Consider the following 20,446-nt stretch of genomic DNA (forward strand, 5'->3'; position numbering starts at 1 on the left):
CCGCAAGTTGAGTAAAGCCATCAGCGAAGTCTCATGGTCAGAGTTCCGGACTATGCTTAAATACAAAGCAGGCTGGTACGGCAAACAAGTTGTCACTGTGGCGAAAAACTTTCCATCCAGCCAATTGTGTTCAAATTGTAGCTACCAAAACAAAGCCGTTAAGAATCTCACTGTCCGTGAATGGGCTTGCCCTGAGTGCAATAGTCATCACGATAGAGATATTAACGCAAGCATGAATCTTCGCAACGAAGCGTTGCGATTAACCGTAGGGATTACGGGGTTAGCCTGATAAAGTAACCGACCGATAGGTTGGTGTTCTCAGGAATCCCCCACTTCAAGGAGCGTTAGCGAGTAAGTGGGGGTAGTTCAATGGTCAGATTTCAAGATCCCATTTCTCAATCGACAGTTCAGCATCCCCTTCAAAACGGATCGTATCTTTCTCATGTTTCGGATAGACACGAGTTGAAAGGACGTAATCTCCATCATTAAGAAAAATCTCGATCGAAGAAGTATCAGCAATGACATGGATGCGAGTCAGATCCTCAACTTCGACTGTTCTCTCAGAACGCCCAAAGCCGGAAGGCCCGTGAGCTAAGCTGAAGATCTGTCCGTCATATGAGAGGACCGTATCCTCTTTCATATGGACAGACAGTGATTCGCCAAGTTTCTCTAGAGTCAGAATCAGTTCGAATGTGCGAGGGTTCTGATTTTCCAGTTCATACGATTCAGATACTTTTACTGCTGTCTTAACTTCATTTTTTCTAAGTGATTCGTATTCTTTGAGTGGCCGCTGTTTCAACTGTCCATTCTCTACAGTGAGTTCCCTGGGCAGAGTCATGGCGTGCTGCCAGCCTCGAGCAACGGTCGGATTACTGTACTCGGGTTTAGTATCTCCTAATCCCATCCATCCCCAGAGAATGCGTCGCCCGGATTCGTCCTCAAATGTCTGAGGGGCATAAAAGTCAAAGCCACGGTCAAGCTCTTTAAACGAACTTTCAGGTATGAATGTCTCTGAACTCCAGTCGACTGAACCCAGATAGTAACCCGAATTATGCGTGCTTTCGAATTCATGAGCCGTCGCTTTCAGTCCCTGAGGTGAGAAAATCAGAACGTCTTTATCGTCAGTTTCGAAGAAATCCGGGCATTCCCACATATAGCCCATTTCTTTTTCACCTTCAAGGAATACCCCTGCGTAGTCCCACGAATAAAGGTCCGTCGAACGGTAAAGCAGTATTTTCCCTCGATGATTCAAGGCCCGAGAACCAAGTACCATATAGTACTTCCCGTCCTTTTCAAAAACTTTCGGGTCACGAATGTGATCCGTAAATCCTTCAGGGTAGTCCTCGTGAGGAATCACAACTTCTTCATGGTCAACAGTAAAGCCGTCTTTACTGACAATATGAACGGTATTCTGTTCACGACCGCTGAATGTATGATCGTGGTCTCCCGGATGTTTTACATTGCCGGTATAAAAGAAATGAATCTCATCGTCCTTCACAAAGGCACTTCCTGAGAAAACTCCATCTTTATTGTAAGACTGATCAGGTGAAAGAAAGAGCTCTTCTTCCTGAAAGTGCACCATGTCCTTAGATGTCTTGTGTCCCCAGTGTACCAGTCCTCCCTCAGGATTATCCGGTACATACTGGTAATACAAGTGATAAATTCCTTTAAACTGAACAGCCCCATTTGGATCATTCAGCCATCCCGTTTCCGGCATCTGATGAAAAGACAGACGCCATGGATCATTCGCAATTTTACTCTTAAGTTTTTTTCTTTTTGCTTCAAATGTTTCCCAGTAAGTTTCATTCAAATTACTCATCAACTTCTCCTCTTATTTAAAACTTTCTCTTATCGCACTACCTTGCACTCTAACTAACAGGAAGCCAGCAGTAAATGAAATGGCTGTTACGGCTATATACTGAATCATAGCAATCCAGTCTCCAGTGTAAAGGAGGAGTCCTGGAAGAAATGTGATTCCCATACCAGTAGATGTTAGACCTAATAGGTATGTTACGAAGCCACCTAGTGCACCAGCCGCGATACCTGAGCCAAACACTCTTAGAGATCTCAAGTTCACTCCGAAAAGAAGCGGTTCAGTGATACCGAATAGTGTTGGAACAGCTGAACTGATTGCATTTGACCGTTTGACCTTATCTTTAAATAGCAGTGAAGCTCCGATAGCTGCTCCGAACTGGCCAGCCATACTTACAGTAGTCAGAGTCTGAATGATGTTTTCTCCAGTATTATTCAGAAGACTGATTTCAATTATTCCAATTGAGTGATGCAGTCCTGTGATAACAACGAGCTGCTGTAGTCCGCCAAAGATTATATAGCCTATACCTAACGGTGCTTCTATAAGGTACACAATACTATTAATAACTGCAGACTCTGCTACTTGAAGAATCGGACCTAAGATAAATAGCATAACTGAAAGTGTAATTGTAATAGATAAAAACGGGGTGACGACCAGGTCCATCATTTGAGGAATAAATGTCCTGAACCATTTTTCGAGTTTAGAGACCATCCACCCTACTATGATTGCAGGGAAAATTGATCCCTGGTATCCCACTATGTCAAGGCCAAAAATTACTAACGGATCTGCATTACCTGCTGCTACTGCCCATGCGTTAGGAAGTTGCGGAGCGACCATCATTAATCCTACGACGATACCTAAAATCGGATTTCCACCGAATTTCCTTGTCGCACTGTACGCTATAAGTACTGGCAGGAATGCGAAGGCTGTATCAGTAAGCATTTCAAATAATGTAAGTGTACTTTCATCCATGTTTAATCCAAGTTCAAGGAGTAAACCTCTAACTCCCATCAAAAGTCCTGTGGTGACCAGTGCAGGAATCAGCGGTACTAAAATATCTGCTAAAATACGCACGACACGTTGGACTGGATTAAGATTCTGATAAACGTTATCCTTAAAGTCATCTGACCCGTTGGCACTTCCACCCATGACTTGTTCTAATTCACTATAGACTGAGTTTACTTTCCCTGTACCGAAGATAAACTGATGTTGTCCAGTGTTGAAAAAATATCCTCTAGATTCAGGAACGTTTTCAGCTTTCTCTTTATCTACTTTCTTATCATCTTTCAAAATAATTCTCAAGCGTGTCGCACAGTGCTCGTAATTCTGAATATTTTCCTTACCTCCGACTGCTTCGAATAGTTTATTAATTGACTCTTCGTACTTCATATGATCCTTCCTTTCCTTTTTAACCGTTTTCATATTAGTCCTGTTCCTTTGTTAGAACCGGTTCCTTTAAAGGATAACAGGAACCGGTTCTAATTGCAAGAGAAAAGAAAGCACTTTCTACACTTTCTTAAAAAATGTGGTCGACTGATTGATGACCAGCTCGTTTTTCATTTCACTAACATGAGGAACTTCCTCTTTATTTATGAGTTTGACCAGTTTGTCCACCGACTCCAGCCCCATTTCTCTGTACGGATAGCTCACTGTAGTTATCGTCGGTGAAACGTAAGCCGTTGCTTCATATCCACCAAAGCCTGATAAGGAAAAGTCTTCTGGAACACTATAACCTAGTTCTTTAGATGCTTTAAGCACAGCTACGGCTATGTTATCCGTCGCACAGACAATATAAGTGGCCATAGTCTCAGGGAGAAACTTCAGTGCCTTCTGATATGCAGACGAGCGGGAGAAGTTTGTTTCAATAGTGTCGATGGTTATCCCATGACACGCTTTAACGGTGTCAAGGAATCCCTGCTTGCGTTCTACCCCTACTGCCCGGTCTTTTTCCGGCACTCCGACAAAAAGAAAGTAACGATGCCCCAGTTCCAATGCATACTTCCCAATCTTCTCTCCTGCTTCATAATCCTGATGAATGATGCTGTGTATGTCTTCAGCTCTCTGTCCGATGAATAGAAACGGCGTCTGAGTCTGTTTTACAGCTTCGATATGTTCAGGTGTCAGTTCACGGGCGAACATGATGATGCCTTCTACTTTCTGTTTTGACAAGGTCTGAATATTTTCGAATTCACGCTCGCTGTCCTGATCGGAATTGGTTATGATCAGCTGATAGCCGAGCTGTCTGGAGCACTCATCTATCCCCGACAGGACTTCATTTGTAGATGCGGAACTAAGTCTCGGAATGATGACACCGATCATATTCGTCTTCTGCGCTTTGAGGCTTCGTGCAAAATTGTTAGGCGTGTATCCAGTTTCTCTGATGATCTCTTCAATTTTATTTCGTGTTTCCAGACTGACAGATCCGTTATTGAGGTATCGGGAGACTGTGCTTTTTGCTACACCCGCCTTTCTGGCAATATCATTGATTGTGACCATTCGTATTCCTCCTTTTTCCATTTTTCCATGTAAATGTAGCAGCACAATGGACTGTGTCTTCTGTCTTTATTATATGATCAGAATAAAGGTTCTCTTCTTTTCTGATACTGGACTGACTGAAGACGAGCTGATGCTCACTGATTTCCTTATTAAATGTAATTACCCCGCTGGTGATATCATGGTCCAGCAGGAATGTACTGTCGAGACTGTCTAGTATCCAGTTGATATAATGAGAATTATTGACATGGTTATTTCCATCTATATCAAAGTAGCGTACGGCATACTGCTTTTCATTATACTCTTTTGAATCGACCTCATCCGGTTTCGTATTTCGTCTGATTCTTTTTGAGTACTCAGCTTTGTATGGGGCAACAATATCTTCAGGTATGCGCGCCATTTTTCTCTTTTCGCTGTCAAGTAATGCAAAGGTCGTTTCTACTTTAATTAATTCAGTTCTGTTCGAATCTCTTACAATAAACGTTCTATAGGTAAACAGCTTATTATATTCTGTCGCAAAGGTTTCAATGTAGACTGTCTCATTCAGCCTTGGCATACGGCCGATATCAAAAGCATAGTGCAGAATGATCCAGCTCAACCCTCTGTCTCTAATGTATGCTTCTCCACGTTTCAGGGAGTCTGACTGCTTTTCAGATACATCCAGCAGAAGATTCACAAGCATAGGTAAAGTGAGCCGCTGAGTCCGGTCGCACATATAGTAGGCAATGTCTTTCGTTTCTTCATATGATAGGTACACTAGTTTTCTCCTCGTATTCTTCATTCTAATTAAATTATAAAAGCAAAAATATAGAATTACAATTCTTATCCCTATTCTCCCCTTCTAATCATCTCCTCATCCCTTTCTCTTGTATAAAACCGTATCCAACCATTGATAACTGGCCATATAAAAAAATAACTAGAAAAACCGATATAATTGATTATATTATATTGAAATTAAAATGGTCTTTGTATTAAAATAGGATTCATAGTACAATATCAAATGGAGCCAAATTTTAATCTTACTAATGATTATCTCCAACTTGATGGTCATTAGTAAGATTAGCTTATGCTTCAAAATTACTTTAGGAGGAAACAAACTTATGAGTGATTCTGAACAGAACACTAATAAAGGATTTCTGGGCATGATCGAGCGTGTCGGAAATAAACTTCCACACCCAGTTATTATTTTCATTGCTTTAGCTCTTTTCATCGTCCTGATTTCTGAACTCGTCTTTAGACTTGGCGTTACTGTCGACTATTTCGATGCAAGCGCTGGTGAAGAAGTAACGATCGAAGCCATTTCATTAATGAATGGAGATGGTATTGCACATATTTTCAATAGTGCAGTAAGTAACTTTACAGGATTCGCGCCTTTAGGTACGGTTCTTGTTGCTATGCTAGGGGTAGGAGTTGCTGAGTGGACGGGACTTATTTCTGTCTCGCTGAAAAAACTTTTAAGTAATGTCCCTGCCAACTTACTGACAGCAACGGTTGTATTTGCAGGTATCATTTCTAATATCGCTTCCGATGCAGGTTATGTAGTGGTTATCCCACTTGGAGCAATTGTCTTTGCTGGAGCAGGCAGACACCCGATTGCCGGTCTAGCTGCAGCTTTTGCAGGGGTCTCTGCCGGATTCTCTGCCAACCTGATCTTCGGACCGACCGATGCATTGCTTGTTGGTATCACTAATGAAGCACTTACTTCTGCTGGTATTGAGTATGAAGTTGCTGTTACAGCAAACTGGTACTTCCTTATCGTCTCTACCTTTTTACTGACAATTGTCGGGGCCTTTGTTACCAGACGATTTGTCGAGCCACGGCTTGGGGAATACGATGGCGACTACAAGCCAAATGACGAACCAATTACTGACAAAGAAAACAAAGGAATGCGCAATGCTCTGATTGCTTTGCTTGTCTTCCTGGGAATTATGGCTTTATTGATGATTCCTGAAAACGCGCCACTTAGAATGCTTGATGAAGCAACTGGCGAAATGACACTGAACAACTTCCTTTCTCAAGGACTTCTGTTCATGATCTTCCTGCTCTTTGCCATCCCTGGATATGTGTATGGTAAAACAACGGGTAAAATCCAGACTTCTCATGACTTCGTCAAAGGGATGTCAGAATCAATGAGCTCAATGGGGGGATACTTAGTACTGGCCTTCTTCGCAGCCCAGTTCATCAACTATTTCTCGTATACTAACCTAGGATTCATCCTGGCTGCAAGCGGTGCTGAATTCCTTGAAGCTATCGGATTTGTCGGACTTCCATTGATTTTAGCATTTATCCTACTCACTGCTTTTATCAACTTATTCATGGGTTCTGCCTCTGCAAAATGGGCAATCATGGGACCTGTATTTGTTCCTATGTTATTTGAAGTGAATATTGCACCTGAAATGACCTTGATGGCTTACCGTATCGCCGACTCTTCATCAAACGTTATTTCACCACTAATGAGTTACTTTCCAATGATTCTTGTCTTCGCTCAACGTTACGACAAGAAGAGTGGATTGGGTACCATCATTTCAACGATGCTGTCCTACACCATTGCGTTCTTAATCTCTTGGTCACTTCTACTGGTTGTCTGGTATGTTCTTGGACTGCCACTTGGCCCTGGCGCACCTTCTATATTACAGTAATCATAATTAAAGGCATGTCTTCCAAGTTCTGGAAGCATGTCTTTTTTCAATACTCTTCAACTCTGACATGTTATAGTTAGGATAACCACTGATTAACTCTAAACATATAATACAAGGAGGGATCATCGTGTCAAAGAAAACTAAAAGATGGTGGCTCCAGCTTTTCGGATTTCTAATTGGTCTGCTGTTTGGCCTGCTGCGTCCGGATCAGATTCAACAGCTGTTTCCCATTTTTGGGATAGGTGTAGGGATTGGATACTTCATCACCTTCAGGGTCACCTCGGAAGAAGAGAAACACTTAGATGATCTTTCATGGTTCATTCCTCTACAAATGATTATGTACTTTATCATAGGCGGAGCTATCAGCTCTTCCATAGTTCTGGCTATCGAGCTCTTTTCATAAAACTGGAGTGATTAGGCAGATACCGTTTCCTGAACATGAAAAATACGTATACGCGCAGAGCAATTTGCGTGTATACGTATTTTAATTTTCGATTATTTTACTAAGGCAAGAGACCCCATCGGATCCCATGGCTCAAGCTCAACGACTGGCTGGTCCAGAGCTTTCAGCCACTCTTCATCAATGTACTGGCGTTTGACAGCCACTTGATAATTGTACTCATCGAACCACTTATCGCTCATGGAGTATATTCCTTTGTCGCCGTTCTTATCTCCCCAGCTGTTTTCAACTTTCCATTTGATCGGATTACCTTGATCGTCCAGATCAACCCCGACAAAAACCATCGCATGCGTCAGCAGGCTCTCACCATAATCCAAGCGCTGAGCTTTCGTAAGCTCTACCGTTTCACCTAATGTCGCTTCATAATCATAGGCTTTATCGTCCATGATTCCAGCTTCCCTCTCAAGCATTTTCCCGACATCACAGCCAAACCAGACCGGCTCCCCATCTTTGATAGAAGCAATCGCTGCTTCTTTCAGCACTTCAATTGGTGCATTGACATAAGTAATTGCTTTTCCTTCTTTGACCGTTCCTAAATACTTGACGGTATACGCTTTTCCATAAGGCTTATCTTCCGTTGGTGCATTGATAAGAGAAATGCGTTCATCCAAATCCCAGGAAACATAGTGCTTGAAGAATTCTTGAGGCGTAATGTCAGTCATCCTGTGGAACTGATTATCTTCATCTCTATACTCGTATGAAAAGGCCTGAGGAACTTCTCCCAGTGTTTTAGTCAGCAAACCGTAAACAAATGACAGAAAAGACTCTTTCTGCTCCGACAACTCTTCTGATGATTTTCCATCTTTATGACTGTCTCTTAGTTTAGCAGCGAATTCTCTGAGTTTAGCAGTCAGGAGCTGATTCAGTTCTCTTGTATTTGATGAATGGTACGTTTCCGGCATCACTGATTTAGGAACAGCACCATATTTCTCAAGCAGACCTGAAAACATATCCCATTGCCCACCATCTTGAATTGGATCGAGCAGCAAGTGCTGAACGAGACGAGAGTTTAAAGGCTCGCCGGCTGTTTCAATGATACTTTCCAGAAAGTAATTTGATTTTTCCAGTTTATCCCAGAACAATGTGTAATTTTGAGAAAATTCGAAGGTCTTGACATTCAGCTTTTTCATTGTGTCTACCCTTGCAGTGTTTAATGCAGCAAACATCCAGCATCGCCCAGAGGACTTCTGATTCGTGATGTCTCCTTTTTTAGTTTCATGAGAGAATACGAAGGAGTGGCGTCTGGTCAAGTTATTGTCTATAGACGACTTGTTAAGGCCTACCTTTGACATCGCATTCTTGACAGCATGATTGACCGGATTTTTGTCAAAGTCATGTTTAAACTGTTTCAGTAAATCTGTAGTTATTTTCATCTGGCTCTCATCCTTTTCTTATGAATGATTTTATCATACCTAAAATCCAGACGCATGACAAGGTGTCATTTTCAGATTATCATCCGTTCAATTTTGAGAATCTCCTTCGTCTCACAAGACTCTCAGTCAGAGTCTTGTTACTTTAGGGATAGTACCTTAGCTCAGGTGAATATTTGTCGCGAGTTCCGGTGCTATCGGGATTGCACCCTAACTCAGGTGGATTTTCTTCTTGAGTTCCGTAGCTATCGAGATTGCACCCTAACTCAGGTGGATGTTCGTCCCGAGTTCCTTAGCTATCGGGATTGCACCCTAACTCAGGTGGGTTTTCTTCTTGAGTTCCGTAGCTATTAAATCGTAATTCTTTCCGCTATACTAGTGCAATTTCCTAGCTAAACAGTACTATTAAGAAAAATGACTATTCAGATGAAAAACCGAACCAGCGCTGGCTGATCCGGTACAGTTAACTTTATTCGCTTATTCCTGAGGTGCAAAAATCACACCACCGACCATACGATCTCCAGCATCTCCAGTAGGTTGTGATTCATAGTCGTCTGCTTCAGTATGAATGATTAGAGACGTTCCCTCTTCTGTAGCCAAAGTATATTCTGTATCAGGCAACAGAGATACATCTGGTATCTCAATCGTTTCACTGACGATTCCATTTTCAGGCACAACAAGGTTCGGCAGGTCGCCTAGATGATGCCCGTCCTCAGCATCAAACCCGTGCTCTGCATCAGTTGGATTGAAATGATCCCCGGCATCTTCAAATGTTGGCGGAGTGGCTTGTCCGACTTCATGGATGTGCATGCCGTACTCCCCGGCTGGCAGTCCTTCGAGATTCAGATTGAGTGTGACACCATTCTCATCTTCATCAAACACTGCAGACCCTACATAGGTACCGTCACTGTCAACCATATCAACATCAAGTGAAGTGAATTCTTCGTCTGTCCCCGCATCTTCCAGAAGAGAATCTTCCTCAACTTCTCCTTCGTCTTCTGTCACATCTTCAGTGCCGCTGTCTTCCAGTTGAGTGACCTCATCCTCTCCACAGGCTACCATCAACAAGGCTGTTCCACTCAGTAAAGCTAGTTTAGTTTTATTTAACATACATCGTTTCTCCTTCCATCTCTTTCATTGCATGTCACTTTTCATTATATCCATATCATACCAATATAAGCTGAAAATCACTAAGATTTAGCATTTTTCAGTTCTCATTCAGGCTCTTCATGTTAGAATAATAGGTACAAAGGAGATGAAACAGATGAGTTATGGAAGTTACAGATACACTAAAGCAGAAATCGATTTAGATAAGGTATCTTACAACTATCATCAAATGAGAAATCATATATCTGAAAAAACTAAATTCATGGGGGTCATCAAAGCCGATGCTTATGGACACGGTGCAGTCGAAATCGGACGTCATCTTGAAAAGGAAGACATAGATTATCTGGCTGTTGCTGTACTGGATGAAGCAATGGAACTGAGAGACGCCGGAATTACAAAACCGATTCTTCTGCTGAGTCCGATTGAACCAGATACGATACCGACGGCTATTAAAAACAACATTTCAATTACTGTCTTTTCACAGGAGATAGCTGAGGCCGTTAATCATCATGCCAGTCAAACCAAGCAAACTGTACGTATTCATTTGAAAGTTGACTCCGGAATGGGTAGAATCGGTGCTCGGTCGGAAGAAGAAGCACTTACACTATGTCAGACAATGGCAGCTGAACACATTTCGTTTGAAGGCATTTTCACTCACTTTGCAGAAGCAGAAAATACTGATGACCCATCGTACACGAAAAAGCAGTTTGCGTTCTTTCAATCTATTGCAGATTATCTGGAAACAGAAGGATTCACTTTTGAGATGCGCCACTGCAGCAATACAGCAGCTGCACTTTTATATCCCGAATTTGACTTGGATATGATCCGTACCGGCATTTCTTTATTTGGTTATCATCCGGACAAAACATTGGAACACAAACTGGACTTGAAGCCCGTCATGACCTTGTCAACTCATGCTGCCTACTTAAAGCAGATGACCAAAGGGGAAAGCATCGGGTATGGCAGAACTTATAAGACTACAAAAGAGGAAACGATCGCAACGATCCTTCTGGGCTATGCGGACGGGATTCCGAGAGAGCTCTCCAATAGATGGCATTTGACCTGTGGAGAAGATAAAGCACCTATCGTCGGTCGAATCTGTATGGATCAGCTCATGGTCGATGTCAGCCAGATCGAGAACTTCACTAAAGAAGATGAGCTTGTCTTTATTGGAGACCCTGATAAAGGTCAGCCGTCTATCTACACAATGGCTGATTTGACAGACAGCTTTCATTATGAAATACTCTGCGGCATCGGGAAAAGAATCCCTCGTGTTTATATAAAAGACGACACTGTGACAGCTAAGCAGAATGCGCTACTGGATTAATACTCAAAGCTAGCTCTCGCGCAAAAAAGACGACCCTTTGAACAGGTCGTCTTTTTATAATATTCGATTAGAAATTATTCGTCTTCGTCGTCTAGGTCTTCATCCAGATCATCGGTTTCACTTTCTAACCCGTCGTCTCCGAGTTCATCGTCTGGATCGTCTTCTTCGAAGTCAAGACCTTCCTCGTCCAGACCGGAGTCAATATCATCATCCTGGTCCCCGTCGAGGTCATTGTCCATGCCATCATCCAAGTCACCGTTCAGTTCATCGTCGGCTGGCTCTTCAGTTGCCGGCAATTCGCTATCAGTATCATCTGCATCTCCGCAGGCTGCCAATAACATCCCGGCTGTCATGGTCAGTGCTGTAAGTCTTGCCAATTTCTTCATCTAATCGCTCCCTAATTGAGTTTTCTAGCTAATTTTCTGTTCTGAATTACGCGTCGTCATCCAGATCATCATCTAGACCGTCGTCCATGCCGTCGTCTTCAAGGCCACCATCCAGATCATCATCAGCAGGCTCTTCAGTTCCTGGCAGATCGTCGTCTACATCATTGGCATCTCCACAAGCGGCTAATAGCATGCCTGCTGTCATAGTTAGTGCAGTTAATTTAGCTAATTTTTTCATTATGAATCTCTCCCTATTATATTTAATATAGTTTCTGATGATTAGTCAGAGTCTGCGATTACTCGTCTGTGTCGTCTTCCAGGTCGTCGCCTAGACCGTCGTCCATGCCGTCGTCTTCAAGTCCACCGTTCATGTCATCTTCCATACCTGGCAGATCGTCGTCCGTGTCATTGGCATCTCCGCAAGCGGCAAGAAGCATCCCAACTGTCATTGTCAAGGCCGTTAATTTAGCTAATTTCTTCATATCTATCTCTCCTCTAATAATATTATTATTCCTCTTATTACTTATTCGTCTGTATCTTCGTCCAAGTCGCCATCTACCCCATCATCCATGCCATCGTCTTCCACTTCATCTTCAGTGGCCGGATCTTCAACGCCTGGAAAGTCTTCTTCCATATCCTCTCCATCAGCACAAGCACCAAGCAGCAAACCTGCGGTTAGAGACAATGCGGTGAACTTAGCAAGTTTTTTCATGTATCTCTCTCCTTTTATACAGTTATTCAACTATCTACCGAAATATTACCAAAATTCCTAATTGATTTAAAGCAATAAGCCTTGCCTGACACCATTCTCTCATAATTGGGCCAAACTATTCATATTAGTAATATCAGAACATTCCTGCTTTGGTTTGATAATATAAATAACCGAAATATGTTATAGAAATACTCTATCATGAATGAATAGCAATTCAAAAGAAAAGGCTTTTACAATTTCATCTCATTCTGTTACATTGACCAGCCATTTGTTAAACAGTGGTAAAATATTCATTTTTTTTGCAAAAAAACTATAAGCGAATTCAATATTCGCTTATAGCTTTTTAGAAGTTGAAATTTATTCGAATACTTGTACATCAATGCTCTGTCTGCCGAACTGAATTGCAGAATCTAGACTTTCGAAGTGAATATCGATTCGATTACCAATGATTGCTCCACCAGTATCTCCTGCAATGTATTCTCCGTAGCCAGGTACATAGATTGTTGATCCTAAAGGAATAACATTAGGGTCTACAGCTATGACACGTGAATTTTCTCTTAGGTCAATTCCAGTAAATGTGTAATTACTCAATACTGGCTGATTACGAGAGTATGCGGTCGCCTCAACAGTCATCCAACGGCCGTTTTCTGAGGAAGAGGTTTGTGCTGTTGACTCTTCTGCTGGTTGAGTTTGCTCAACTGCTTCTTCAGCTGGTTCTTCTACAACAGTTTCTTCTACTACGTTTCCTTCAGCTGCTTCTTCTACAACAGCTTCTTCTACTATGTTTCCTTCAGCTGCTTCTTCTACAACAGTTTCTTCTACTACGTTTCCTTCAGCTGCTTCTTCTACAACAGCTTCTACTACTACGTTTCCTTCAGCTGCTTCTTCTACTTCTTCAGGTGTCTCAGTTTCAACTGCATCGCCATTTGACACGTCAAAACTAACAACTTCTTCATCGCCATTTTGTACGGAAATGACTGACAGGTCTCTACTTAGATAAATAGTAGATCCGACATGAATCAGACTACGATTATCAATATCATTAACGTTTACCAATTTATCTACTGAAATATCTATAGCTTGAGATATGCCCCACATTGTGTCTCCCCACTGGAAGGTATATTTAAGGACATCGTCGCTTCCCTGGTTCTCTTTCTGTGCCGCTATTTCCTGTTCGATCTGCGATACAGTTGTCGGCTCCCAGCTTGAACTGGTAAATTCATTTGCGCTGGCTTCAGACTCGTTAGCTAGGAATAATAGTCCTGCAGCTGAGAAAGTAATACCGGCTTTGATTAATTGATTTTTTTGTATAAACAAGTTTATACCCCTTTTCATAATTTACTACACGTCTCGTCTGTAGTGTCTTTTTGCTATTTACCCTAGGTCTTGCCCGGATAACTGTATGTATCTTACCATGCACTTTATAAAAGAAAAGGGGTTTAGACCATCTGTTACTTCCTTTTAGTCAGTCTGTATTGTTATCATTACATCCTTACGAGACTATTTCAAAAACCGTCTTAGTGTCAATTATGTGACAAATAAGACGGTTTTTGAAATATATTAGCTTGTATTATTTTATAACGTCAGCTGTTTCTGCTCATTATAGAACTGTCTGTATGCCAAGTAGCTGGCACTGAAGCTTGCGATACTCGTCACTGCGATAATCATGAACATAACGACGATCTGATACCTGATGGCTTCTGTCGGTTCTACTCCAGCAAATATCAGACCGGACATCATACCAGGCAGACTGACCAGTCCGACTGTCTTTGTGCTGTCGATCGATGGGCTCATCCCCGTTTTCACGCTGGCTCTAATAATGCTCATGGATGCCTGCTTTTCATTCGCTCCAAGTGACAGCTTTTCAAGAACCTGCTGACGCTGATCAGCGAATTTTGAGTTCAGAGACTGGAAAGTCAATCCGATAGCGACCATTGCATTACTTGCAATCATTCCTGTAATGGGAACGATCTGGGACGGCAGCCATTCAATTGCCCCGGAAACAACGAGAAGGACCAGAGTTACTGCAGTCCCTATCGATATGGAGAAAAGTGAAATAGTTAAGGAATGCGGAATCCCGTCACTTCTCTGATGAGCATTGAAGCCTGCGTTGAACACGATGAACAGTACCATAGCGAGTGTGACAAGCACATTATCAAGCTGAATTACATAGCTCAGGACATAGCCGATAATAAACAGCTGGATAACTGCTCGTATGCCGGCAATAAAAATATCATTACCGAGTCCAAGCTTCTCTTTGTATGCAATAAGTATGGCGATGATCAGCAAACCTGTAGAAAGGAACAGCGAAAAGTTATTGATTTCCATATTAGCGTTCATTTAGAGTCCTCCAGTCTGCCGTCGATGATCGTGATCACTCTGTCTGCCTGACTGATCTCATTTTCATCATGGGTGACAGATAATGTAGTCAGGCCATTCTCTTTATTTAAAGTGTCCAGTATCCCGTGAATAATTTCCTTATTCTCAGCATCAAGCGAGCTGGTCACCTCATCAAGTAAGAGAACTTCCGGAAGATACATCATGTTTCTGATCAAAGCTACACGCTGTTTTTCTCCACCGGAGAGTTCGTTGATAGGCTTATCCAGGTAGGAGCGACTCAAGCTGACGCGTTCAAGCATATCTTTCGCTTTCTCTTCATCAAATTCTTCGTCTCTGATGTCATATGGAAAAGACAGGTTGTCCCTGACAGTCTGATCGAAGAGCGAAGCGTTCTGGAAAAAGTAGGAGACCTTCTGGCGATACTTTAGAGGATTGGTCTCCTGTATGTTCTTTCCATGGAACAAAACCTTTCCGTCAGTCGGATTGATGATGTTCCCGATGATCTTTAATAAGGTGCTCTTTCCTCCTCCGGACGGTCCTGTTATCGTTACCCTTTCCCCTTTCTCGACAGAAAAAGAAATCGACTCCAGGATAGACTGATTGTCTGTCTTAAATGAAATGTTACTAATTTCGAGCTGGTGGTCAGACATCGCGACACTCCTTTATAGTTTTTATCATGTAATAATCATTATAAACTATTCACTTTCATTCGCAACCCTTTGTTCTTCGATCCACTCTTCTTCCGCTTCTGTGATCCGTTCAGCCTGCACTTCCTGAGCCAGATAGGAAAAACCTTCTCCAGTAACTTCCTGAACATGTGAGATGGTCATGAAGGCATTCGGATCGATAGCCTCTACGATACGCTTAATTGGAAGAACTTCCCGTCGACTGATGATGATATAAAGAATGTCTTTCTTCTCCTTAGTGTAGTAGCCACGTCCATCCAATATGGTAATGCCTCGCCCGAGCTGGTTTTCGATGGCTTCGGCAATCTCTAGATGCTTTTTAGATATAATAAAGAAGGATTTTCTCGGATTCAACCCTTCTAGAATAAAGTCAATGACCTTACTTTGAATGTAGAGGTTGATCAATGTGAGAAACGCATTCTCTGCACCAATGACAAATGCACTGGGCAGGACGATAAACACATCGATCATCAAAAGACCAGTTGGTATATTTATCCCGAGATATTTCTCCATCAACTTGGCAATAATATCACTGCCTGCTGTTGTCCCGTGACCCAGCATAATCAGGCCAATACCTGCACCCATAAAAATGCCTGAACCGATTGGGGCTAGCAAAGTCGTTTCAGGAATGAACTGATAACCTGTGACCACGAGGAGCATAACCGAAATGATCGCATTGGCTACGAGAGTATAATGGAGCGTTTTTTTGTCAAGAAACTTATATCCAACAGCCAGTATGAACATGTTGATAATAAAAATCGTATAAGATGGTGGGATATCGATAAGATAAAAAAGGATCAGAGAAAACCCAGTCAGGCCTCCTTCAGCCAAATCGTTTGGTACAGTAAAGACGTTCACACTGGTCGCATATAAAACTGAGCCTATTATGATAAGCATAAAATTTTTCAAACGCACTTTAGTGATTAGCTCATTGATCATCCCTTGTCCTCCTCATACACTTTTATTCCATCTACATAAGTGGAATGCACCGTTATATTCTTGATCTCAGAAGGAGTAACTGAAAAAATATCCTGATTCAGTATAGCAAAGTCTGCCAGAAACCCCTCTTTAATTCGTCCCTTTACATCCTCATCAAAGCTCGCATAGGCACTTTCATAAGTGTAGGCATCGACTGCCTCATAGATAGACATCGCTTCGTTAGGAAGATAGGCTTTCTCAAGCGACTCATTCAGTCTGTTTCGTGTAACTGCACACTGAATATTTTCAAATGGATCGAATGAAACGATCGGTGCATCGCTGCTGAATGACTGATGAACCCCTTTATCCTTCATTGTTTTAAATAAGTAAGATGTCTTCGCTCGCTCCTCACCCACTCGATCAAACAGGATAGGAATATCATCTTCCAGAAAAATCGGCTGAACGTAAGTCAAATATCCTTTATCAGCCACCCTGTCGATCAGATCCAGTCCAGTGATCTGCATATGATTAATCCCCAAACGCAAGTCATTGTCTTTGCCATCAAGGGCCGCATCGTATGCATTGAGGATCGTCTCTATACCCTGATCCCCTATCCCATGAATAATCACTTGATACCCGTGGTCGACAGCTGTTTTCACTTCATCAGACAAGGTGTCTTGTGATTTCGTCAAGATTCCTTTAGTTGACTGATCATCTGAGTAGGCTTCTCTTAATGCAGCGGTTCTGGATCCTAATGTTCCGTCTATGAAAAACTTGATCGGTCCGATACGGTTCCAGTCGCTTCCTTTTCGGAAAGGGTAATCCCTTTTTAGAAAGTCAGGCAGGTATTTGCCATTGTTGAACCAAATCTGCTGATAAAAGCGTACGGTCAGCGCCTTTTCCTGCTCAAGTTCTTCATATAAAGATAATGTCTCTTCTACAGTATCATCTTTAGCGTCGTTAGTGTGCATCGATGTAATGCCGTACTGGTTAGCCAGCTTCATCGTCTGTCTGATTGCTTCTTTTTTCTCTTCTCTGGTTCTCGCAGGCAGCTGAGCTTTAACCAGATCCAGAGCCCCTTCAGTCAGTATACCAGTAGGCAGTCCGTCGGTATCTTTGAGAATCTCCCCACCAGTTTCTAACTGACTGTGCTTTGTAATATTGAAAGCCTTAAGTGCGGCCGTGTTCAGACTCATGACATGACGGTCCACTCTGACCAGAACGATCGGCACGCTTGAAGAGGCCTGATCCAGATCATGTCTGTCAGGAATCCGCTTGTCATCAGTAAACAAAGTGTGATTCCATCCCTCTGAATATAAGACATCTTCTTTAGTCATCTGCTGGTCCTCTATGTAAACTCTGCAGCGATCGATCAGTTCTTTCATTGAAGTCACACCGGTTATAGGAAGAAGGGACAAAAATTCGGCAGTCATGAGAAAGTGCAGATGCGAATCATTCAGACCCGGAATTACCGTTCTCCCTCCAAGATCGATGACTTCTTCACCTTTTAAAAAAACCTCACATGATTCGTTGCTCCCAACCTTTTTGATCGTATTGCCTTCTATGACCATGCTCTCTGCAAAAGTCGATTCACTCAAATAAATCTGTCCGTTTTTAAACCATTTCATATTTACAACTCCTGACTTCATTCTGATCTTCACTTCGTCAGTATTCATTATACTCTTTAAGGAAGAGGGTGTGTACCCGTTTGACCGGATTACAGAAAAAAGAACCGGAACTCCAAGGTCCCGGCTCGCTTTCTTATTATAACCAGCTTCCAGTAAACTGATGGATGCCGTGTGTGTTTTTTGTAGAATCGATTTCTCTGGTCCAGTAATCTTTAGGAGAGAAATATTCTCTAGGAAAGATGGTGCATCCTTCAACTTCCTGATAGGTATTGTCAGGCTTCAGTCCGCGTTCCGTCATGATTTCTGTAATACGGATGACGTTCGTCTTATCATCTCGCGATCCGTCAGGAAGAATGAATTCTCTCCCGTCATAATCATCGTAGAGTTCTTCTATAAATGGATGATGCGGTTCTGCTCCAATGATTCCGGTTGAGATCTCAGTTTCAATTTCAAAACTGAAGAAAGCAGGAAACTTTCGAAATTTGTCGATTGGCTTGATCAGTTCCATATCCGTGTCACAGTAGACCCCACCGTATTCTCTCAAGGCATGTAAACGGGCTACATCAGAAACAAATGCCCATTCTTCTCTTTCATAAGCCTGCTGTGTGTAAATCCCGTGATCCTCAGGGTTGAAATTTGATTCGTCCCACCTCTTGATTTCCCAGTCTGGACAATAACGTTTCCAGCTAGCCAGACACTTCTCTTCCAGCGGACCCAGCTCATTTCCCCCGAACCATGCGTAATGTATAATCTTTGGAATCATTTCATCTTCTCCTTTTGTGCTCATTGTTTTATGAAATTTTCATGAGAACTCTCTATCAGTTTAACAAAAAGAAGAGTGAAAAATCGATCATTAGCTATCGGAGGAATGAAAATACTGGTGTAGAGGGGTTTGACTGACGATTTTTTATAAACTAAAGAGAAAGATTTAATCAAATTCTTGATAGTTTTTCCTTATTGTCTGACTGGATCTGAGGCTATCTGATTTTAGCAAATCCTTCTTTTCTTGTACTCCGCTTTTCAGGCAATAGAAAAACCCTTCTATACTGAACCAGAGAATCCATCAGAAAGGAAACCTTCCTGCGGCAGCTCCATTTCACTAGTAACGGGTTGACCAATTATGTTATCGATTGTCTGTTGCGACCTGTTTCTTCAGAGGCCGTCTTCCAGATTCGAGGTCCAGATCGTCCAATGACTCAATTTTCTTATTGTAAATATAGCGCATGGTGACTAAAGCCAGTACGATCGTTACGCTTTCTGAAATAAGTTTTGACCACCATACAGCATTAACGTCTCCTGTTAAGGACAGAGCATAGGCAACGGGTACAAGGACAATGAACTGACGGATGACCTGTATCCATAGACTGTACATCGGATTGCCCAATGCCTGAAAGACTGAGGCAAGCATGATGCTGACACCCGCAAACACAAAACTTAAGCTGATGATGCGCAGCGCTGCTCGTCCGATCTCAAGCATTTCTCCAGAGGCATTAAATAATGCCAGCAGCTGGTCAGGAAAGACTTGAATAATTAAGGTGCCAAGCAGCATGATTCCTATCCCATACATTATGGATACCCTAATAGCCTGAGTCAGACGTTCTTTATTCTTAGCTCCAAAGTTATATGAAACGATAGGGATCATCCCGTTATTCAAACCGAAGACCGGCATAAAAGCAAAGCCTTGGACTCGTATATAGACCCCATAAACTGCGGCTGCTGTAGATGTGAACTGCAGAAGAATATTGTTGAAAATCAAAGTAACAACTGACGTAATCGAGGTCATTACCATTGATGGGACACCAATTGAATAGATGCGCTTGATCACGCTGAAATCAGGACGAAACCATCTATATTCCATATCCACATCTGAGTTTACTTTGGCATTTATGATAAACGCCATCAGCGCAGAAATCATTTGAGAGATAACCGTAGCAATGGCTGCACCTCTCACACCCATAGCCGGCATACCCAGCAGTCCAAAAATTAGTATAGGGTCCAGAATAATGTTCAAGATAGCCCCCGACCCTTGGGTAATCATAGTATAAAATGTCCGTCCAGTTGACTGAAGGATTCGTTCATACATAATCTGCATCGTCTTCCCGATCGACAGAGTAGTAATAATAAATGTGTACTCTATCCCATACTCGATAATTTGCGCGTTATCCGTCTGCATTTCAAAAAATGGACGGACTAGAAACAGACCAAAAATGAAGAATATAAAGTAATGGAAGAAAGACAGAAACACTCCATTGTTAGCCGCTGCGCTTGCTAATCCTCTTTTCCCTTCTCCCAGACGTCTGGACAGTTCAGCATTCATCCCAACAGCTGAGCCGATCTGTATTGCAATCATCAGCATCTGCACAGGAAAAGCAAGTGACAGAGCGGCTAGCGCTTCTTCACTAATTTGTGCAACAAACATGCTGTCTATTGCACTATAAAGGGATTGTACAAACATTGACAGCATCATTGGAAGAGACAAGGTCAGGACTAATTTATTTATGGGCATGGTACCCATTTGTTCAGAACTCATATTTTTCATGGTCGCTACGCTCCTATTTTCATATAAC

21 protein-coding genes are annotated in these 20,446 nt (G+C 42.2%); 4 read left to right on the forward strand and 17 right to left on the reverse strand.

The window, feature by feature from the left end:
• The coding region (locus ABFX15_RS05485; RefSeq protein ID WP_346024474.1) for an RNA-guided endonuclease TnpB family protein at nt 1-289 on the forward strand (289 nt) is incomplete at its 5' end.
• An 84-nt stretch (nt 290-373) separates the two neighbouring features.
• On the opposite strand, the gene ABFX15_RS05490 is transcribed toward ABFX15_RS05485, so the two are convergent.
• From ABFX15_RS05490 to ABFX15_RS05505, 4 genes are all read right to left on the reverse strand, one after another.
• Nucleotides 374-1,819 carry a glycoside hydrolase family 32 protein gene (locus ABFX15_RS05490; RefSeq protein ID WP_346024475.1) on the reverse strand — a complete coding sequence of 482 codons (1,446 nt, stop codon included), beginning with the start codon at nt 1,817-1,819 and terminating at the stop codon, nt 374-376.
• 12 nt (nt 1,820-1,831) lie between these two features.
• Nucleotides 1,832-3,202 carry a PTS transporter subunit EIIC gene (locus ABFX15_RS05495; RefSeq protein ID WP_346024476.1) on the reverse strand — a complete coding sequence of 457 codons (1,371 nt, stop codon included), beginning with the start codon at nt 3,200-3,202 and terminating at the stop codon, nt 1,832-1,834.
• A gap of 117 nt (nt 3,203-3,319) precedes the next feature.
• Nucleotides 3,320-4,309 carry a LacI family DNA-binding transcriptional regulator gene (locus ABFX15_RS05500; protein ID WP_346024477.1) on the reverse strand — a complete coding sequence of 330 codons (990 nt, stop codon included), beginning with the start codon at nt 4,307-4,309 and terminating at the stop codon, nt 3,320-3,322.
• On the reverse strand, nt 4,293-5,063 hold the full coding sequence (locus ABFX15_RS05505; protein WP_346024478.1) for an acyl-[acyl-carrier-protein] thioesterase: 771 nt from the start codon (nt 5,061-5,063) through the stop codon (nt 4,293-4,295). Before ABFX15_RS05505 ends, ABFX15_RS05500 begins: the two co-directional genes overlap by 17 nt.
• Nucleotides 5,064-5,406: 343 nt before the next feature.
• On the opposite strand from ABFX15_RS05505, the gene ABFX15_RS05510 reads away from it, so the two are divergent.
• On the forward strand, nt 5,407-6,945 hold the full coding sequence (locus tag ABFX15_RS05510; RefSeq protein ID WP_346024479.1) for an AbgT family transporter: 1,539 nt from the start codon (nt 5,407-5,409) through the stop codon (nt 6,943-6,945).
• Between the two features lie 127 nt (nt 6,946-7,072).
• Nucleotides 7,073-7,348, forward strand: a complete 276-nt coding sequence (locus ABFX15_RS05515; protein WP_346024480.1) for a hypothetical protein — start codon at nt 7,073-7,075, stop codon at nt 7,346-7,348.
• Nucleotides 7,349-7,440: 92 nt separating this feature from the next.
• Here the strand turns inward: ABFX15_RS05515 and ABFX15_RS05520 are convergent, their stop codons facing one another.
• Nucleotides 7,441-8,778, reverse strand: coding sequence for a C1 family peptidase (locus ABFX15_RS05520; protein WP_346024481.1), 1,338 nt, complete (start codon nt 8,776-8,778; stop codon nt 7,441-7,443).
• Nucleotides 8,779-9,252: 474 nt separating this feature from the next.
• The gene (locus ABFX15_RS05525; protein WP_346024482.1) at nt 9,253-9,885 is read right to left on the reverse strand and encodes a superoxide dismutase family protein; all 633 of its coding nucleotides are present in this window, start codon (nt 9,883-9,885) and stop codon (nt 9,253-9,255) included.
• Between the two features lie 154 nt (nt 9,886-10,039).
• Between ABFX15_RS05525 and alr the strand changes: the two genes are divergently transcribed.
• Nucleotides 10,040-11,209 carry an alanine racemase gene (gene alr, locus ABFX15_RS05530; protein ID WP_346024483.1) on the forward strand — a complete coding sequence of 390 codons (1,170 nt, stop codon included), beginning with the start codon at nt 10,040-10,042 and terminating at the stop codon, nt 11,207-11,209.
• A gap of 74 nt (nt 11,210-11,283) precedes the next feature.
• Here the strand turns inward: alr and ABFX15_RS05535 are convergent, their stop codons facing one another.
• The 11 genes from ABFX15_RS05535 to ABFX15_RS05585 all read right to left on the reverse strand — a co-directional run bounded on the left by ABFX15_RS05535 (nt 11,284) and on the right by ABFX15_RS05585 (nt 20,418).
• Nucleotides 11,284-11,595 carry a hypothetical protein gene (locus ABFX15_RS05535; RefSeq protein WP_346024484.1) on the reverse strand — a complete coding sequence of 104 codons (312 nt, stop codon included), beginning with the start codon at nt 11,593-11,595 and terminating at the stop codon, nt 11,284-11,286.
• Nucleotides 11,596-11,641: 46 nt separating this feature from the next.
• Nucleotides 11,642-11,833: a hypothetical protein gene (locus tag ABFX15_RS05540; protein ID WP_346024485.1), complete on the reverse strand. Its 192-nt coding sequence runs from the start codon at nt 11,831-11,833 to the stop codon at nt 11,642-11,644.
• A 58-nt stretch (nt 11,834-11,891) separates the two neighbouring features.
• The gene (locus tag ABFX15_RS05545; protein WP_346024486.1) at nt 11,892-12,077 is read right to left on the reverse strand and encodes a hypothetical protein; all 186 of its coding nucleotides are present in this window, start codon (nt 12,075-12,077) and stop codon (nt 11,892-11,894) included.
• 41 nt (nt 12,078-12,118) lie between these two features.
• The gene (locus tag ABFX15_RS05550; RefSeq protein WP_346024487.1) at nt 12,119-12,307 is read right to left on the reverse strand and encodes a hypothetical protein; all 189 of its coding nucleotides are present in this window, start codon (nt 12,305-12,307) and stop codon (nt 12,119-12,121) included.
• Between the two features lie 357 nt (nt 12,308-12,664).
• Nucleotides 12,665-13,624 (reverse strand): 3D domain-containing protein, encoded by a 960-nt coding sequence (locus ABFX15_RS05555; protein WP_346024488.1) that lies wholly within the window; start codon nt 13,622-13,624, stop codon nt 12,665-12,667.
• Nucleotides 13,625-13,882: 258 nt separating this feature from the next.
• Entirely contained in the window at nt 13,883-14,647 is a 765-nt protein-coding gene (locus ABFX15_RS05560) for an ABC transporter permease (RefSeq protein ID WP_346024489.1), read from the reverse strand.
• Entirely contained in the window at nt 14,644-15,297 is a 654-nt protein-coding gene (locus ABFX15_RS05565; protein WP_346024490.1) for an ABC transporter ATP-binding protein, read from the reverse strand. Before ABFX15_RS05565 ends, ABFX15_RS05560 begins: the two co-directional genes overlap by 4 nt.
• A gap of 45 nt (nt 15,298-15,342) precedes the next feature.
• Nucleotides 15,343-16,272 (reverse strand): YitT family protein, encoded by a 930-nt coding sequence (locus ABFX15_RS05570; RefSeq protein WP_346024491.1) that lies wholly within the window; start codon nt 16,270-16,272, stop codon nt 15,343-15,345.
• A complete protein-coding gene (locus ABFX15_RS05575; protein WP_346024492.1) occupies nt 16,269-17,879 on the reverse strand; it encodes an amidohydrolase in 1,611 nt (536 codons plus the stop codon). The genes ABFX15_RS05570 and ABFX15_RS05575 overlap by 4 nt, the downstream gene beginning before the upstream one ends.
• A gap of 136 nt (nt 17,880-18,015) precedes the next feature.
• A complete protein-coding gene (locus ABFX15_RS05580; RefSeq protein ID WP_346024493.1) occupies nt 18,016-18,666 on the reverse strand; it encodes a glycosyltransferase family 32 protein in 651 nt (216 codons plus the stop codon).
• 336 nt (nt 18,667-19,002) lie between these two features.
• Nucleotides 19,003-20,418, reverse strand: a complete 1,416-nt coding sequence (locus tag ABFX15_RS05585; RefSeq protein ID WP_346024494.1) for an MATE family efflux transporter — start codon at nt 20,416-20,418, stop codon at nt 19,003-19,005.
• Nucleotides 20,419-20,446: the final 28 nt, after the last annotated feature.

It is taken from the genome of Alkalibacterium indicireducens, from assembly GCF_039522005.1.
Classification (GTDB): domain Bacteria; phylum Bacillota; class Bacilli; order Lactobacillales; family Carnobacteriaceae_A; genus Alkalibacterium; species Alkalibacterium indicireducens.

Excerpts from the sequence above, each read along its gene's own strand:
- ABFX15_RS05490 (WP_346024475.1), bottom strand. The coding sequence starts at position 1,819 with ATGAGTAATTTGAATGAAACTTACTGGGAAACATTTGAAGCAAAAAGA.
- ABFX15_RS05495 (WP_346024476.1), bottom strand. The coding sequence starts at position 3,202 with ATGAAGTACGAAGAGTCAATTAATAAACTATTCGAAGCAGTCGGAGGT.
- ABFX15_RS05500 (WP_346024477.1), bottom strand. The coding sequence starts at position 4,309 with ATGGTCACAATCAATGATATTGCCAGAAAGGCGGGTGTAGCAAAAAGC.
- ABFX15_RS05510 (WP_346024479.1), top strand. The coding sequence starts at position 5,407 with ATGAGTGATTCTGAACAGAACACTAATAAAGGATTTCTGGGCATGATC.
- ABFX15_RS05520 (WP_346024481.1), bottom strand. The coding sequence starts at position 8,778 with ATGAAAATAACTACAGATTTACTGAAACAGTTTAAACATGACTTTGAC.
- ABFX15_RS05525 (WP_346024482.1), bottom strand. The coding sequence starts at position 9,885 with ATGTTAAATAAAACTAAACTAGCTTTACTGAGTGGAACAGCCTTGTTG.
- alr (WP_346024483.1), top strand. The coding sequence starts at position 10,040 with ATGAGTTATGGAAGTTACAGATACACTAAAGCAGAAATCGATTTAGAT.
- ABFX15_RS05535 (WP_346024484.1), bottom strand. The coding sequence starts at position 11,595 with ATGAAGAAATTGGCAAGACTTACAGCACTGACCATGACAGCCGGGATG.
- ABFX15_RS05540 (WP_346024485.1), bottom strand. The coding sequence starts at position 11,833 with ATGAAAAAATTAGCTAAATTAACTGCACTAACTATGACAGCAGGCATG.
- ABFX15_RS05545 (WP_346024486.1), bottom strand. The coding sequence starts at position 12,077 with ATGAAGAAATTAGCTAAATTAACGGCCTTGACAATGACAGTTGGGATG.
- ABFX15_RS05550 (WP_346024487.1), bottom strand. The coding sequence starts at position 12,307 with ATGAAAAAACTTGCTAAGTTCACCGCATTGTCTCTAACCGCAGGTTTG.
- ABFX15_RS05560 (WP_346024489.1), bottom strand. The coding sequence starts at position 14,647 with ATGAACGCTAATATGGAAATCAATAACTTTTCGCTGTTCCTTTCTACA.
- ABFX15_RS05565 (WP_346024490.1), bottom strand. The coding sequence starts at position 15,297 with ATGTCTGACCACCAGCTCGAAATTAGTAACATTTCATTTAAGACAGAC.
- ABFX15_RS05570 (WP_346024491.1), bottom strand. The coding sequence starts at position 16,272 with ATGATCAATGAGCTAATCACTAAAGTGCGTTTGAAAAATTTTATGCTT.
- ABFX15_RS05575 (WP_346024492.1), bottom strand. The coding sequence starts at position 17,879 with ATGAAATGGTTTAAAAACGGACAGATTTATTTGAGTGAATCGACTTTT.
- ABFX15_RS05580 (WP_346024493.1), bottom strand. The coding sequence starts at position 18,666 with ATGAGCACAAAAGGAGAAGATGAAATGATTCCAAAGATTATACATTAC.
- ABFX15_RS05585 (WP_346024494.1), bottom strand. The coding sequence starts at position 20,418 with ATGAAAAATATGAGTTCTGAACAAATGGGTACCATGCCCATAAATAAA.